Annotated in this window: 11 protein-coding genes and 2 pseudogenes; 3 read left to right on the forward strand and 10 right to left on the reverse strand. The window is 60.3% G+C overall.

Annotation, left to right across the window (positions count from 1 at the left end; all coding sequences use genetic code 11):
- Together Q7T45_RS22260 and Q7T45_RS22265 are read right to left on the reverse strand one after the other, a co-directional pair.
- A pseudogene (locus Q7T45_RS22260) lies at positions 1-236 on the reverse strand (TAT-dependent nitrous-oxide reductase); the annotation flags it as partial.
- Positions 237-254: 18 nt separating this feature from the next.
- Positions 255-2,495, reverse strand: coding sequence for a NosR/NirI family protein (locus tag Q7T45_RS22265; RefSeq protein WP_304873637.1), 2,241 nt, complete (start codon positions 2,493-2,495; stop codon positions 255-257).
- A 197-nt stretch (positions 2,496-2,692) separates the two neighbouring features.
- Here Q7T45_RS22265 and Q7T45_RS22270 point away from each other — a divergent pair, with 197 nt between their 5' ends.
- Positions 2,693-3,592 carry a hypothetical protein gene (locus Q7T45_RS22270; protein WP_304873625.1) on the forward strand — a complete coding sequence of 300 codons (900 nt, stop codon included), beginning with the start codon at positions 2,693-2,695 and terminating at the stop codon, positions 3,590-3,592.
- A 263-nt stretch (positions 3,593-3,855) separates the two neighbouring features.
- Here Q7T45_RS22270 and Q7T45_RS22275 read toward each other — a convergent pair whose 3' ends face one another.
- Positions 3,856-4,128: a hypothetical protein gene (locus Q7T45_RS22275; protein ID WP_370691339.1), complete on the reverse strand. Its 273-nt coding sequence runs from the start codon at positions 4,126-4,128 to the stop codon at positions 3,856-3,858.
- Between the two features lie 40 nt (positions 4,129-4,168).
- On the opposite strand from Q7T45_RS22275, the gene Q7T45_RS22280 reads away from it, so the two are divergent.
- Complete coding sequence (locus Q7T45_RS22280) at positions 4,169-5,134, forward strand: permease (RefSeq protein WP_304873626.1); 966 nt, start codon at positions 4,169-4,171, stop codon at positions 5,132-5,134.
- Positions 5,135-5,477: 343 nt separating this feature from the next.
- On the opposite strand, the pseudogene Q7T45_RS22285 reads toward Q7T45_RS22280, so the two are convergent.
- From Q7T45_RS22285 to Q7T45_RS22310, 6 genes and pseudogenes are all read right to left on the reverse strand, one after another.
- Positions 5,478-5,645 (reverse strand): annotated as a pseudogene (locus Q7T45_RS22285) (transposase); the annotation flags it as partial.
- Between the two features lie 52 nt (positions 5,646-5,697).
- The gene (locus Q7T45_RS22290; protein WP_304873628.1) at positions 5,698-6,918 is read right to left on the reverse strand and encodes an ABC transporter substrate-binding protein; all 1,221 of its coding nucleotides are present in this window, start codon (positions 6,916-6,918) and stop codon (positions 5,698-5,700) included.
- Positions 6,919-6,978: 60 nt separating this feature from the next.
- The gene (locus Q7T45_RS22295; protein ID WP_304873629.1) at positions 6,979-8,529 is read right to left on the reverse strand and encodes a long-chain-fatty-acid--CoA ligase; all 1,551 of its coding nucleotides are present in this window, start codon (positions 8,527-8,529) and stop codon (positions 6,979-6,981) included.
- A gap of 12 nt (positions 8,530-8,541) precedes the next feature.
- On the reverse strand, positions 8,542-8,976 hold the full coding sequence (locus Q7T45_RS22300) for a MaoC/PaaZ C-terminal domain-containing protein (RefSeq protein ID WP_304873631.1): 435 nt from the start codon (positions 8,974-8,976) through the stop codon (positions 8,542-8,544).
- A 12-nt stretch (positions 8,977-8,988) separates the two neighbouring features.
- Complete coding sequence (locus tag Q7T45_RS22305; RefSeq protein ID WP_304873632.1) at positions 8,989-9,549, reverse strand: MaoC family dehydratase N-terminal domain-containing protein; 561 nt, start codon at positions 9,547-9,549, stop codon at positions 8,989-8,991.
- Between the two features lie 77 nt (positions 9,550-9,626).
- Entirely contained in the window at positions 9,627-10,403 is a 777-nt protein-coding gene (locus Q7T45_RS22310) for a glucose 1-dehydrogenase (RefSeq protein ID WP_304873633.1), read from the reverse strand.
- A gap of 210 nt (positions 10,404-10,613) precedes the next feature.
- Between Q7T45_RS22310 and Q7T45_RS22315 the strand changes: the two genes are divergently transcribed.
- Entirely contained in the window at positions 10,614-11,264 is a 651-nt protein-coding gene (locus Q7T45_RS22315) for a TetR/AcrR family transcriptional regulator (RefSeq protein WP_304873634.1), read from the forward strand.
- Positions 11,265-12,312: 1,048 nt separating this feature from the next.
- Here Q7T45_RS22315 and Q7T45_RS22320 read toward each other — a convergent pair.
- Positions 12,313-12,882: branched-chain amino acid ABC transporter permease (locus Q7T45_RS22320; protein ID WP_304873635.1), on the reverse strand; the 570-nt coding region annotated here is incomplete at its 5' end.

Consider the following 12,882-nt stretch of genomic DNA (forward strand, 5'->3'; position numbering starts at 1 on the left):
GACTGGCCGCTGGAGAAGAAGGTGTAATATTCATCGAGTTCGCCGGGAGCCACTTCGGCCTTGTGCAGCACCGCGGGCCGCGCGGCCGGCGCCTTCGGCGCGGCTGCCTTGGTCTGCGCATCGGCAGTCGTGGCGTTGAGCGCGGCGCCTCCGGCAAGGCCGACACCTGCGGCCGCCGCGGTCGTTCCAAGCAAGGTACGCCGACTGACGCCCTTTCCGTTTTCGTTGTCGCTCATAATAGCCCTCCTAGGCTTTCAGGTTGGTGGTGGCGTGATGGCGCCGACCGGCGGCAGGTTGATCGGCTTGCCGCCGGCGGTGATGATGGTGTTCGGTCCCGTGCCGCCGCTGCGCATCGAGGGCGACGACAGCGCATCGCGCTTCTCGCGCTTCAGCCGCACCTGGATCATGTGCGGGCAGCGGTGATCGTCGAAATACAGTTCCTGGCAATGCATGCAGTAGATGCACTCATTGACGTTGATGTGACCCTCGGGGTGGATCGCCTGCACCGGACATTCCTTGGCGCAACGCTGGCAGGGCGAGCCGCATTCGGGCCAGCGCCGCAGCCATTCGAACATCCTGACGCGGCCGGGAATCGCCAGCGCTGCGCCGAGCGGGCACATGTAGCGGCAGAAGAACCGCTCGACGAACAGGCCCGCGGACAACGTGGTCAGGGCGTAGATGACGTAGGGCCATTCGCGCGCGAACTTCAGCACGATGGTGGTCTTGAACGGCTCGACCTCGGCCAGTTGCTCGGCGAGCGCGGTCGAATACAGCGACATGCCGAACAGGCCGAGGAAGATGATGTATTTGATCGGCCACAGCCGCTCGTGCAGGCCCCATGGCAAACGGTATTGCGGGATCTTGATCGCCTGGGCGATGTTGTTGAGCAATTCCTGCAGCGCGCCGAACGGACAGAGCCAGCCGCAGAACGGCCCGCGCCCCCAGAACAGCAATCCGGCCGCGATCGCGGCCCAAAGCAGGAAGATCAACGGCGCCGACAGGAAGTATTCCCAGCTGAAACCGGTCAGCAGCGAATTGGCGAAGGTCAGGACGTTGACCACCGAGAGCTGAGCGTTGGCGTACCAGCCGAGCCATACCAGAATGAACAGCAGGTAACCGCGGCGGACCCAGACGTAGACCCGAGGCCGGCGCACCAGGCTGTTCTGAAAGAAGAAGATCAGGGTCAGCGCACCGAGTGCTGCGATCGTGATGCCGATACTGACGACGTTGCCGCGCCAGATCTTCATCCACAACGGCTCGTCTTCGGCGACGAAGGGAGTCCCGGCGGCGCGTTTTGCCGGCCCTGCGGCTACCGCGGGCGGCGGCGCGGCGGATGTGGCAGCCTGCTGCTGCGCCGGCGCCGCCGGCTCGCGCTTGATGTAGCCGTCCGGCAGCGTGTAGCCGAGGTCGAAGGTGAGCCAGGCCTTGTCCTTGGCGCCGACCACGCGCTGCACCAGCAATTGCAGCACCCAGGGTTCGGTCGGATCGAAGGTGAATTCCGGCGGCAGCACGAACAACGCAATTTCTGGAAAGTGCGGCGCGCCTTCGGCTTCAAGGCTTCCCAGCCTTGTGTGGTCGCGGTCGCGAAAGCGGATGCTGTTGGTGTCCTGGATCAATTCGACGCGGTCGAAGATGCCGCCGCGGACATAGGCCGCCCCCTTGAACGAGTAACGCCCAGATCCCGCGACGACGAGGGCCTGCTGACCGGGCTTGAGCCGGCCGGCCAGCCGATTGTAACCGTCGTCGCCGAGCAGGCTGCGGCCGATGGCCGGCACCGCAACGTCGGCGACATAGAGATCGATAAAGGTGTCGTCAGGGTCGCCCTCTTCCGGATGCGCGGCGGCCGCGGCGTTGCCGGATTTTTCAAAGGCCTTGTTGACGTCGTCGACGGAAAGTACCAGCCGCCGCACGGAACCGTCACCGACCAGCGTTTCCCAGTCGCGAATCTCGCCTTTGCCGGGATCGATCGTCTTCCTGGCTTGCGGCGCCGCAGCAGCGGCCGCGATGCCGCCCTGGCCGCCGAGCCGGCCGCCCTTGATCAGCTTGGTCGCGGAACGGACGATGCTGTCGCCCATCACCAGCACGGTAACCGTCGCGCCGCTGACGATGTCGACCTGCGGGGCGGGCGCGGTGCCGCGTGCGACGCGGTCCATGTCCGCGCCGATCAGCTTGTTGACGGCATCGACCACTCGCTTTTCCGGAATGCCGAGCAGAACGATCGGCTCCTTGTGCTCCACCATCTTGAGGCCGGTCACCACGCCCTTCGGCGTGATGCCGACCAGAAGCTGGATCGGCTTGCCGGAATAACCGGTCGCATTGGCAAAGTCGGAGTTGAGATAGACGAAGCCGAGCAGCTGATCGTCCTTCAGTGCGGGCACAATCGCCGGATCGCCCTGCGGCGGCCCAAAGCGATTCGCGCCGGCCACCAGTTCGGCCGGCTCGGCCTTGCCAAGGTATTCGCCGAGACGGCCCGCGGCGCGCGCCTCTCCGAGCATGGCAATCCAGCCGAAAACGGCCAGAATCCCCAAAAGGGCATAGATATTGACGGATTTTCGCAAAATGTCTTCCAGATTTCAGCAGAACGCGTTGTTCTAGATTGAAGGCCATAGAACACAGATGCAAGACCGCCAGTTGCGCTGGATCAAATTTCACACTCTGATTGGTTCAAACTTATTTTGAGAGAGCATCCGACATGCGCAAAGACCCGCTTCTGACCGCAGTGCCGCCAGTTCCCGTGCGAAGCCTCAGCGAGCTTTATGCCATTGCGTTCGACCAAGCGCAGAAGGCCACGCAGCAATACGGCGCACTTGCCGCGCAGACGGATGAGCGCCTCGCTGTGGTGCGCCCCGTATTCGAGATCCTTGCGAAACGCGAGCACAATCGCTGCGACAGCTTGTCCGCAGCCTGCCTTGTCGCCTGCCGCAAGCATCCCGATGCGTCCGATCTGCGCTGGGCGCCGATCGATCTGGTTCCCTCGGCTGAGATCGCGGACATCGGCAATTCCAGCCTGGCGACGCCTTACACTGCCTGGACGCTCGCGGCGCTCCAACGCCAGCGCGCCTTCGTGTTCTGGACCTATGTCATCGCGTTGGCCGAAGATCCCCTGGTCAGGCAGACGGCGGAAGGCTTCGCGCGCGAAGCGCTGTCCGACGGCAATCTGTGGCGCCGCGGGCGTCGGCTGGCCTGGCGGGCCGAGCGGAAGACCGTCGGCGACGAGGCCGCGGCGTCCAGTGAAGCCGACGAGCCCGCCTCAGCGGCGCTGCTGGAAAGTCTTCTGCTCAGGGACATCATCGCCTGGTCGCACGGATTGGCACCCGCGGAACGCGACCATGTCCTGACCATGGAACGCGCCTGCCTGCCGCCGCATTTCCTGATGCCCCATGAGGTCGGCGCCGATCCCGCGTCCGGAGACATTGAACAGATCAAGCGCCGCGCGCTGCGCCGCGCCGAACAGCTGTCGAACATCTATCTGGGCGATGCGGACAGCGCGCACGACCAAAGCAGCATGGAACTCGCGCAAAAGCTTGCCGCCCAATCCATTATGCGGCTCGCGGGACTTCGTCATCTCGCCTCCGAATCGGGATTGCGGTGATCCGCTGGGCCGGCGGATGGATCTTGCAAGCGAGGCGCGCCATGCCGCGGCGTGACGATCCGGCCACCATGCGCTGCGATCCCCGTCTCGAAGCTGTCCGCTATCCGGGCGGGCCTTTTCGGCGAAATGCGCCGCGATCTCGGCGCTGGAGGCGGTGCGCCGGATCGACGCCCTGTTCGAGATCGAGCGGACGATCAGAGCGCCGAAAGGCACAAGGCGGTCCGCCAGGAACGCCAGGAACTCAGCGTGCCGCTGGTCACCGATCAGCAACCCGGGTTGTCAGCTTCGTCCTCGCAGCGCTGAGGAGCTAGATCGAGTTTTCGGGCCAGTTCTCTCAAGGCTGTGCGCAGGCCTTCCTCGAGTACCGGGTGGTAGAACGGCATCTCTAGGATGGTCGGCACCGACAAGCCTTGCTGGCAGCTCCAGGCCAGAAGATGTGCCATGTGTTCGACCCTCGGCCCGAACATCTCCGCCCCAACCAACCTCCCCGAGCCACGCTCGGCATAGAGGCGCACCAGGCCCTCGTTCTCAGCCATGACCCTAGCCCGACCCTGGTTCGCGTAATTTGCGGCGCCAATGCTTATTTTGTCAACGCTCGCGGTAGCCGTTCCGTATCAGGCCACGGCGTCGGTGACGTTCACGGCAAAGTCCGTATGGGGCATTCTACCTTTCTTCATGCTGTCGGTCGCGCTCGCCGCGTATGCCAAGGCAAGCGGCGCCGAGAATCTGATTGCGAAAGCCTTCACCGGCCGGATCTGGCTTATGGTTCTTTTCGCGAGCCTCGTGGGCGCGTTATCGCCCTTCTGCTCTTGCGGCGTGATCCCAGTGATCGCCGCGCTGCTCGCGAGCGGTGTGCCGCTCGCGCCGGTGATGGCGTTCTGGCTTGCCTCGCCGCTGATGGATCCCTCGATGTTCTTCCTCACGGTGGGCGTGCTTGGTCTCCAGTTTGCGGTGGCTAAGACCATCGCCGCGACCGTCGTGGGTCTGCTCGGGGGCTTTGGGGTCCTCGCGCTTCTGCGGATCGGATTCCTCACCAGCCCCGCGTTACGTGACGGCGTCGGGAACGGTGGCGGTGCCGGCACCAAAATCCGCAATCCGAAGGCTGTCGAGTGGCTATTTTGGACTGAGCCTGCCCGCCGCGAAGCCTTCGCCAGCTCAGCGCGCCAAAACGCGCTGTTCCTCGGAAAGTGGCTACTCCTGGCCTTTATGCTCGAAAGCCTGATGGTGGCGTACGTGCCGGGCGACTTCATTGCGCACGTTGCCGGAGACGGCAGCTTGCTATCGATCGCTGTCGCTACGCTTGTGGGCGTCCCGAGCTATCTCAATGGCAACGCCGCGTTGCCACTTGTCGCCGGCCTTATCGAGAGAGGGATGGCACCAGGAGCAGCGATGGCATTTCTGATCGGCGGCGGCGTCACATCCATTCCCGCTGCACTTGCCGTCTGGGCAATCACGCCAAGGAAGGTGTTTGCCGCGTACCTCGGCCTTGCCATGCTCGGTGCATTGTTTACAGGCTTCGTATTCCAGGCGGCAGTTGGCTGATGTACAGCAACGACGGTCGCTGGCGCGGCATGCGCACACGGCCGTTGTTATCAATCTCTGCTTTGCACAATGCCGCGCTGAACGCACAACGCACATGGCTTCGTACACTATCCAATCTCGACTTCCCGCCCGCTCTCGACGCGCGCTATGCATGGCAACGGTCGGGTAGTAGCCTTGCTGCCGGACCTTGGCATCCGTCGCGCGAAGTGGCAAACTCTGGCGGCGCGGCCCTACGGAATCAAATGGGTACGGCGATGGCGCTCCAAGACGGGAATTGCATCGTGCAATACCGTGGATTTTGTGCGCCATCATGTGTTGGACATGTGAGCGGCGCCCGAAATCGACCTCTCAGCCTGAGCCGATCGAGGCGCAGGATGCGCTTGAGATGTGCGAACAGCATCTCGATCCTCTTCCGTTCACGGCGCGATCTAATATAGGCATCGGTCTTCGCGATGTCGCGCGCAACGTCTCGGGCCCTTTTGTGGATGGAGCGCGGGACCTTGCGGGTAGGCATTTGAGCTCCTCGTCATCCATCCAGCGACGACTCCGATCTGATACCCCGTTTAAAGCAACGGACCAAACAACTGCCAACGCTTTCCGTCGAAACGCATCATCTGCATCTTGCGAACCACTGAGTAGTTGTCGGAGCTGGTGTTGATCTCGGAACCGGGCAAGAGCATCAGAGGTCGATAATTCCTAAGGTTCGCGGCCTGCTTCATGACATTCGTGCGGCTGAGATCATCTCCACATTGCCTCAAGACCTGCACGAGAGCTTGCGCGGCTGTGTATCCGTAGGCAGTCATAATGTTGTTCTTATCTCCCGATGGATAGTACTCATCCATAAAGGATTGCCAAACCTTGTAGTCCTCGGTCTCCTTCCAGGAAGGATCTGTCGGATCCATAATATATCCAGCAGAAAGCAAATCCTTGGACAACTCCAGTCCAGCAGGTTCCAGTACGGCGCCGACGGAGTTTGCGACACTGTTGACGATATGAACCGGCTTCCAGCCCAGTTCGCCGATCTTGCGGATCGCTTGCGCAGCGGCTTTGTTCGTTGAAATATTGACGAAGAGGTCGACACCTGAGCTCTTGAGTTTGACAATCTGCGAATCAATCGTCGGGTCTGTGGTTTCATAGGACAACTGCGCGACGATGAGCGCATTGGCTCTAGTGCCTAGTGCATCACGCAAGCCGTTCAGCATTTCCTTGCCATAGTCGTCATTCTGATAAAGTACGCCAATCTTGGCACCGGGATGGTTGTCGAGGATGTAGCGACCGTAAATCCGGCCCTCGTTCTCCAGTGTAGGATTCCACCCCATCGTCCAGGGAAACGTCTTTGGGTCGCTGAACTTCGCCGCTCCGCTTGAAACAAAGAGATGCGGAACCTTGTTCAGATTCATGTACTTCTGGATCGCACTATTCGGAGGCGTCCCGAGTGTCTGGAACACCAGCAGCACATCGTCCCCCTCGACGAGCTTACGCGTCTGCTCAACCGTCTTCGGCGCACTGTAGCCATCGTCATGGGATATGAATTTGATCTTGCGCCCGTTGATTCCCCCCTCAGTGTTGATTTTGGTGAAATACGCCGCCTCAGTCTTGGCGATGGCACTGTATGCGGACGCAGGACCGCTGTAGGGCGCCGTATTGCCGATCCTGATTTCGGTTTCCGTGACCCCCGGGAATGTTGCTTTCTGCCCAAGGGACGGAGTTGTTACCCCCAGCGAAGCTGCCCCGGTTGCGACGGCGATCAGACCCCATTGAAACAATTGACGAAACGAGCGCATTCCAAGTCTCCGTGTTTACCATCACTAAATCAGGCGCTTTGCGTACTGCCGTTCCGACGACTAGTTGATACGCCGCTGGTGGCCTCGCCAGTACGGCTCCCGCAGCTGCCTCTTAATCACCTTGCCGGCGGCATTTCGCGGAAGCGATTCGACAAACTCTATTGAGGAGGGGCACTTGAAGTGAGCCAGGCGCTGACGAACGTATTGAATGAGCTCCTGGTCGGAGACGCTATGCCCGGGCTTTACAACCACGATCGCCTTCGCCACCTCGCCCCATTTTGAATCGGGTACGCCGACAACGGCGACGTCGGATACGGCTGTATGTTCCAGCAAGATCTTTTCCGATTCTGCCGGGTAGATGTTCTCGCCGCCGGAGACGATGAGATCCTTCAATCGATCCGTCAGATGGAGATATCCTGCCGTGTCAAAGTGGCCGGCATCGCCCGTCCGAAGCCAGCCGTCGACGATAACCGAGGCAGTCGCATCGGGGTCGCGCCAGTAGCCCCGCATGTTTTGTGCCGATCGAACCCAAAGCTCGCCTGGCTCGTTCGCCTTGCAAGGCATCAGGGTTGCCGGGTTCATTATCTTTGCTTCTACCCAGGAATAGGGCCGTCCAGCCGAGTTCAGGATTCCATCCACCGAACTCCGATGATCAGAAGCATCCAGCTGGGTAATTGCACTCGTCGTTTCGGTCAGCCCGTATACCTGAACGAACGCGCAGCCAAACGAGCGCAAAGCATCGGCGAGAAGTTGTTTGCCGATGGGCGCAGTGCCATAGAGAATCATCTCGAGACTCGAGTGATCCTGAGTGCGCACGGACGGTGAGGCTACCAGTGCGTTGATCATGGCGGGCACGAGGTTGACGTGCGTCGCACGCTCCCGAGCAATGACGGCGAGCAGCTCCTCGGCGTCAAAGGTGTGGACGAGAACGACGAGGCCGCGAAATCGCAAGGCGGCAAGCGCCCAGCCGATGCCTCCTATGTGAAACAGCGGCATGCAGGCGATGGAGCGCGTGCTGTCGCCCAAGCCCCACATCGGGCCGACTTCATTGAGCAGAGTGAACAAATTCCTGCTTGTCAGCATCACGCCCTTGGGGCGTCCGGTCGTACCCGAAGTGTAGAGCAGCAGCGCGACGTCGTCGGGCTGAACGGGATAGCGGGAATCCTCGGCGTCGTGGGCATCCCTCCACCCGGAATAGCTGTTCGGGGAGTTGCTCGCGCCGACCACGAAATACTCGGCCAGGTGCTCCAGTTCCCCCCGTATCTCCGCGACGAGCAACTCGAACTCCGGACCCACGAACAGAACGCGGGCTTCGCAATTCTTGAGAATATAGGCGACTTCCGACGGCGACAGGCGCCAGTTTATCGGCACGATGACGGCACCGGCCTTGCTCGCACCCGCTATGATCTCGAATTGCTGAGGGCAGTTTTTGGCCAGCACTGCAACGCGATCTCCCGGCGCCATCCCATGACGCAGCAATCCGGTTGCCACACGGCTGGAAGCGTCATCGAGTTCACCGTAGCTACAGACACGTCCTTCAAACGAAAGCGCCGGACGCGCCGGATCTTCACCGACACCACACCGTACGAGATCTGCGATGGTCCAATCCATGACCCGCCTCAATCAGCCCGGAAGGCGAACGTCAAAGTCACACAAGCCAACGAGGTCGTCCTTGGCATCAATGGCTTCGACGTGAACCATCGCATAGTTGCGGCCAGGATTCAGATAGTGAAGATCCTGGACGACGCCCCGCAACGTGAGCAACTGGTTCACCCAGACTGGCTTTGTGAACTTGCTTCTCATTCGTGTGATCGCGACCGCCGGGCCCCAGGCCCGCGTAACGACTGATGCCATCAGCGACATCGTTGCCATGCCATGCAGCACGGTAAGGGGCTGACCGAATACCTCGGCGCGAGCCGCCCAATCCGGGTCTATGTGCACCGGATTGAGATCGAGCGAGGCGACTGCGTATCTGTCGATGTACTCTTGCGAGATGTACTGCTCGAATCCTTCCAGAAGCATGCCAACGTTTACGTCCTGGAACCGAATGTGCGTCATCTTGCAGTCCTTTCAGGCGGTGACGAAGCGTCGGACTTCTTCGCGCGTGGACGGAAGGATCAAGGTGCCATATGCCCTCACCTTCAATGCGTTGCCGCTTCCCGTGAAGTCGTTCTGATTGGTGATGTAGTGCTTGCCCCGGCGTACGAACCGATCGACTGTCGTAAAACTGAGCGAAATGCGTTCCCCGACGTAAATTGGTTCGAACAGTTCGATGTCCTGAAAGGGATTTCGCGCGCCAGGCGTCCTCAGCCAGGTTCCTGCGCCTTGCGACCCGAGACAGTAGAACAGCATCGACACCAGGAAAGTCGGATGCGCGATTACGTTGCCGGTCGGAGAACGCGCATGCGCTGCCTGCTGGTCGATCAGGATCGGGTCGGTTTCCCCGACCGCACGGTTGTAATAGATGAGGTCTTCCGCCTTGACGAGATAGTCGTGCGGCGCCTTGTGCGTGCGCCCCACTTCGACTTCATCCCACGTGTCGTACAACTCCCAGCCGGACAGAAAGTCGCGATCGAACCGGATCTGCTTTTCCGTTTCGAAGAGATGATCGAGTCTGACGACCCCTTTCATAAGAACCTCCATATCTTCTCCATTTGGAGCATTTAAAGACCGCAACAAATACTCGTCCATGCCGTGCGAATACTGCCTTATGGACGCGCCCTGGAACCCGCGGCTGCAGGCAAATCAACCACACCTCCATCGACGAGGATTTCGGCGCCGGTCGTGAAGCTCGACGCTGGTGATGCAAGAAAGAGAACGGCTTGAGCAATTTCTTCGGGTTGCCCCATGCGGCCGAGTGGCACGCGCGCAATAAGCTGCGCCTCAATGTTGGGATCCAGACTGCCGGGAGCGGCACGATTCCAAATCGGCGTAGCTATCGGACCTGGCGTAACCACGTTAACCCGGATTTCCCGGACCGCCAATTCAGCGGCGAAAAGACGCCCCAGCGCTCTCACGGCCGCCTTGCTGGCGCCGTAGGCAGACAGCCCCGGCACACCCGTGTACTGTGCGATCGAGGCGTTCAGGACGATCGAAGCCCCCGGGCGAAGGAGACGCAGCGCTTTCTGCACCGTGAAAAATGTGCCCTTGGTATTGATGTCGAAGAGATTGTCGAACTGAGCTTCCGTGATCTGCGCAAGTGGATACGGAGAAGCCACGCCGGCATTCGCAAAAATGACGTCCAGCCGACCGTGGCGTTGTTCGATGGTTGCAAACAGCTGGTCCAGGTCATCCAGGTTCGCCACGTCCGCCTGCACGACGATTGCAGCTTCGCCCAAGACGGACTGCGCGCTCGCGAGGGTTTCGGCATTGCGACCTGTTATGATGACGTGGGCGCCCTCTGCTTTGAACAGCTTCGCGGTCGCAAGCCCTATGCCACTGTTCCCTCCAGTGATCAGAGCGACTTTGTTTTCGAGCGCGCCCATCCTTTGACCTTCTGTAAATACTCCGTTTGGAGTACTATTCGTTGCGAGCCACCTTTGTCAAGTACGTTGACAGATCGCCGTAGCGCGGAGATTTCCGATCGACGGGACGCAGTGTCGCCGATGTACGGCAGGTGCTAGGATGACAACTGAGAGGTGCTTCCGCGCCGCAGACTTGACGGGGGCCTTAGGGGAGGTTGGAAATTGTTGTCCATGGATAGCCCGATCGACGAGGTGCTTTTGGATGCTGATAGCGACGATCTTACTCCCCGCGGCGCTCGGAAACGCTCGGCACTTCTCGATGCGACATTTCGTATTATTGTTCGAGACGGTCCCGGCGCAGTGACTTTGCGCTCGGTAGTTGCGGAAGCTGCCGCCAGCCACGGCGCGGTAAAGTACTATTTCGGTTCGACGAAAGCCTTGATAAGAGAAGCCCTGAAGAAGGTCGCTCGTCAAAGCATTGAGAGACTCTCCCAGACATGGAAGACGGTCGACCGAGAAACCTGCGATCCCTCCATATTAGCCAGAATAATCGCTTACCATTCCTTTCACGATATGGTCGAGGATCGAAGGAGGGGAATCATCATCTATGAACTTCATCTAGCCGCTGCACGGGATCCCAGCTTGCGACCGATCATTCAGGCTTGGGGCAGAGGTTATGTGAGCGTCGTCCAAGGAACATTCAAGAAGCTCGGATCGCGGGACGCGTCTGCCGACGCTGCGCTGCTCACAAATTTGATCAATGGGCTCGTCATTAGCCAACTCGCATTGCCCAGAAAGGACTTTGCTGATTCCATTCTTAGACGCGCTATCGAGCGCTTCCTACGCAGTATGAGCGGCACTAAACCTAAACGCGATGAGTGATGATGGCGGGGACATCTGGCGAGCTGGTTCGGCTCCCGCGAATAGCGGTTCATGCCCTTTAATGTTCATGACGCGCGTGAGATTGTAGGCCGCCTCAAGAATGTGTTCATGCTTCCATCGGGTGATCGAAGGCAGCCCCAGGCAGATAGGCAAGCTTTGCTTGGTGTGCGGACTGCGACATTCGGAACGGATGAGCTGCATCTGGTGGGAAGGCGGAGAGCTTCCCAAGCGGCGTTCGCCAGTATTTCGCGCGCCTCCTTCAGCGATCGCTTCGGCGACTTCAGCGATCGCTTGACGAAGTGGCGCGCCGGCCTGACCGAGGACAACCTGTTAAGGCTCCACAACTAGAGCGGCTTTCGGTTGATGGGAATTGGAACATCAAGGAGTTCCCAAAGGCGTGCAAATCAGATTCCGGTTGCTTTGACAGCAACGGGGGGTCGCGCGATGGCGAAGGGATACTCGACAGGGCGAGGGCATCGCGCTTGTCGAAGACGACGAGACAGACGGGAAGCGGCGCGGGTGCTCGGTCTCGGCGGGTCGACCGCAATCCGCTGGATCGAGCGGTGGGCGACAACGAGCAGTGTAGCTGAATTGCCCGGCACGCGCCACAGTCGCTCGCCGCTCTATGCGCACCGCCAAAGACTGCTCGATCTGGTCGCCGGCGCTGGACAAGATGATCCTGGTTGAGGCCGTCCGGGGAAACTGCCTGGCCCGCGCTTCGCCGCGCCTTCGAATCAGTGTTGGTGAACTTGGCGTGTCCGAGCGACGCCTGCCGTGTTCTGAGTAAGCCCCGAGCGTCCAGCTTTTCACCGTCCCACACGCCGATTCAAAAGGCCGCCTGGTATACGCGTGGCAGTCCGTCCCAATGATTTTGTCCAACATCAAATGCTCATCTTGATACCACTCTTCGTAGGCGGCCTCGTGCCCTACTTGTGCAATCGTTCCAGATCGCAAGAATGCCACCCATCTCATGTCTTCGAGAGGCTCGACGTTTCTCTCTCACGCTGCCCCATTAATCTGTTGGATGACCACGCCATGGGGCACGACTCTACAAGTGAGTGTTGAAGCGCCGAGCGATTTCGCCGACGATGCCGCGGCGGAAGGTCAGCACGCAGACCACGAAGATGACGCCCTGGATCACCGTCACCCACTGCCCGAAACCGGCCAGATATTGCTGCATGGCGATGATCACGAAGGCGCCGACCACCGGACCGAACACGGTGCCGAGACCTCCGACCAGCGTCATCAGCACGATTTCGCCCGACATCGTCCAGTGCACGTCGGTGAGCGAGGCATTCTGGGCCACGAACACTTTCAGCGAACCGGCGAAACCGGCGAGCGTCCCGGACAGGATATAGGCCAGCAGCTTGTACTGGTCGGTCTTGTAACCCAGTGAAATCGCGCGCGGCTCGTTTTCGCGGATGGCTTTCAGCACCTCGCCGAACGGCGAGTTGATGGTGCGAAAGATCAGGAGAAAGCCGCCGAGGAAACCGACCAGGATGACGTAGTAAAGCACGGTCGGCTTGGCGAGGTTGAAAATTCCGAACAGGTAGCCCTGCGGGATGCCCTGGATGCCGTCTTCGCCATGGGTGAATGGCGTCTGCAGATAGATGAAATA

Origin of the sequence: Bradyrhizobium sp. (assembly GCF_030646015.1) — a bacterium.
GTDB lineage: Bacteria > Pseudomonadota > Alphaproteobacteria > Rhizobiales > Xanthobacteraceae > Bradyrhizobium.

Bases quoted from the DNA above. Each gene is read 5' to 3' on its own strand.
- Q7T45_RS22265 (WP_304873637.1), bottom strand. From the start codon at position 2,495: ATGCTCGGAGAGGCGCGCGCCGCGGGCCGTCTCGGCGAATACCTTGGC.
- Q7T45_RS22270 (WP_304873625.1), top strand. From the start codon at position 2,693: ATGCGCAAAGACCCGCTTCTGACCGCAGTGCCGCCAGTTCCCGTGCGA.
- Q7T45_RS22275 (WP_370691339.1), bottom strand. From the start codon at position 4,128: ATGGCTGAGAACGAGGGCCTGGTGCGCCTCTATGCCGAGCGTGGCTCG.
- Q7T45_RS22280 (WP_304873626.1), top strand. From the start codon at position 4,169: ATGCTTATTTTGTCAACGCTCGCGGTAGCCGTTCCGTATCAGGCCACG.
- Q7T45_RS22290 (WP_304873628.1), bottom strand. From the start codon at position 6,918: ATGCGCTCGTTTCGTCAATTGTTTCAATGGGGTCTGATCGCCGTCGCA.
- Q7T45_RS22295 (WP_304873629.1), bottom strand. From the start codon at position 8,529: ATGGATTGGACCATCGCAGATCTCGTACGGTGTGGTGTCGGTGAAGAT.
- Q7T45_RS22300 (WP_304873631.1), bottom strand. From the start codon at position 8,976: ATGACGCACATTCGGTTCCAGGACGTAAACGTTGGCATGCTTCTGGAA.
- Q7T45_RS22305 (WP_304873632.1), bottom strand. From the start codon at position 9,549: ATGAAAGGGGTCGTCAGACTCGATCATCTCTTCGAAACGGAAAAGCAG.
- Q7T45_RS22310 (WP_304873633.1), bottom strand. From the start codon at position 10,403: ATGGGCGCGCTCGAAAACAAAGTCGCTCTGATCACTGGAGGGAACAGT.
- Q7T45_RS22315 (WP_304873634.1), top strand. From the start codon at position 10,614: ATGGATAGCCCGATCGACGAGGTGCTTTTGGATGCTGATAGCGACGAT.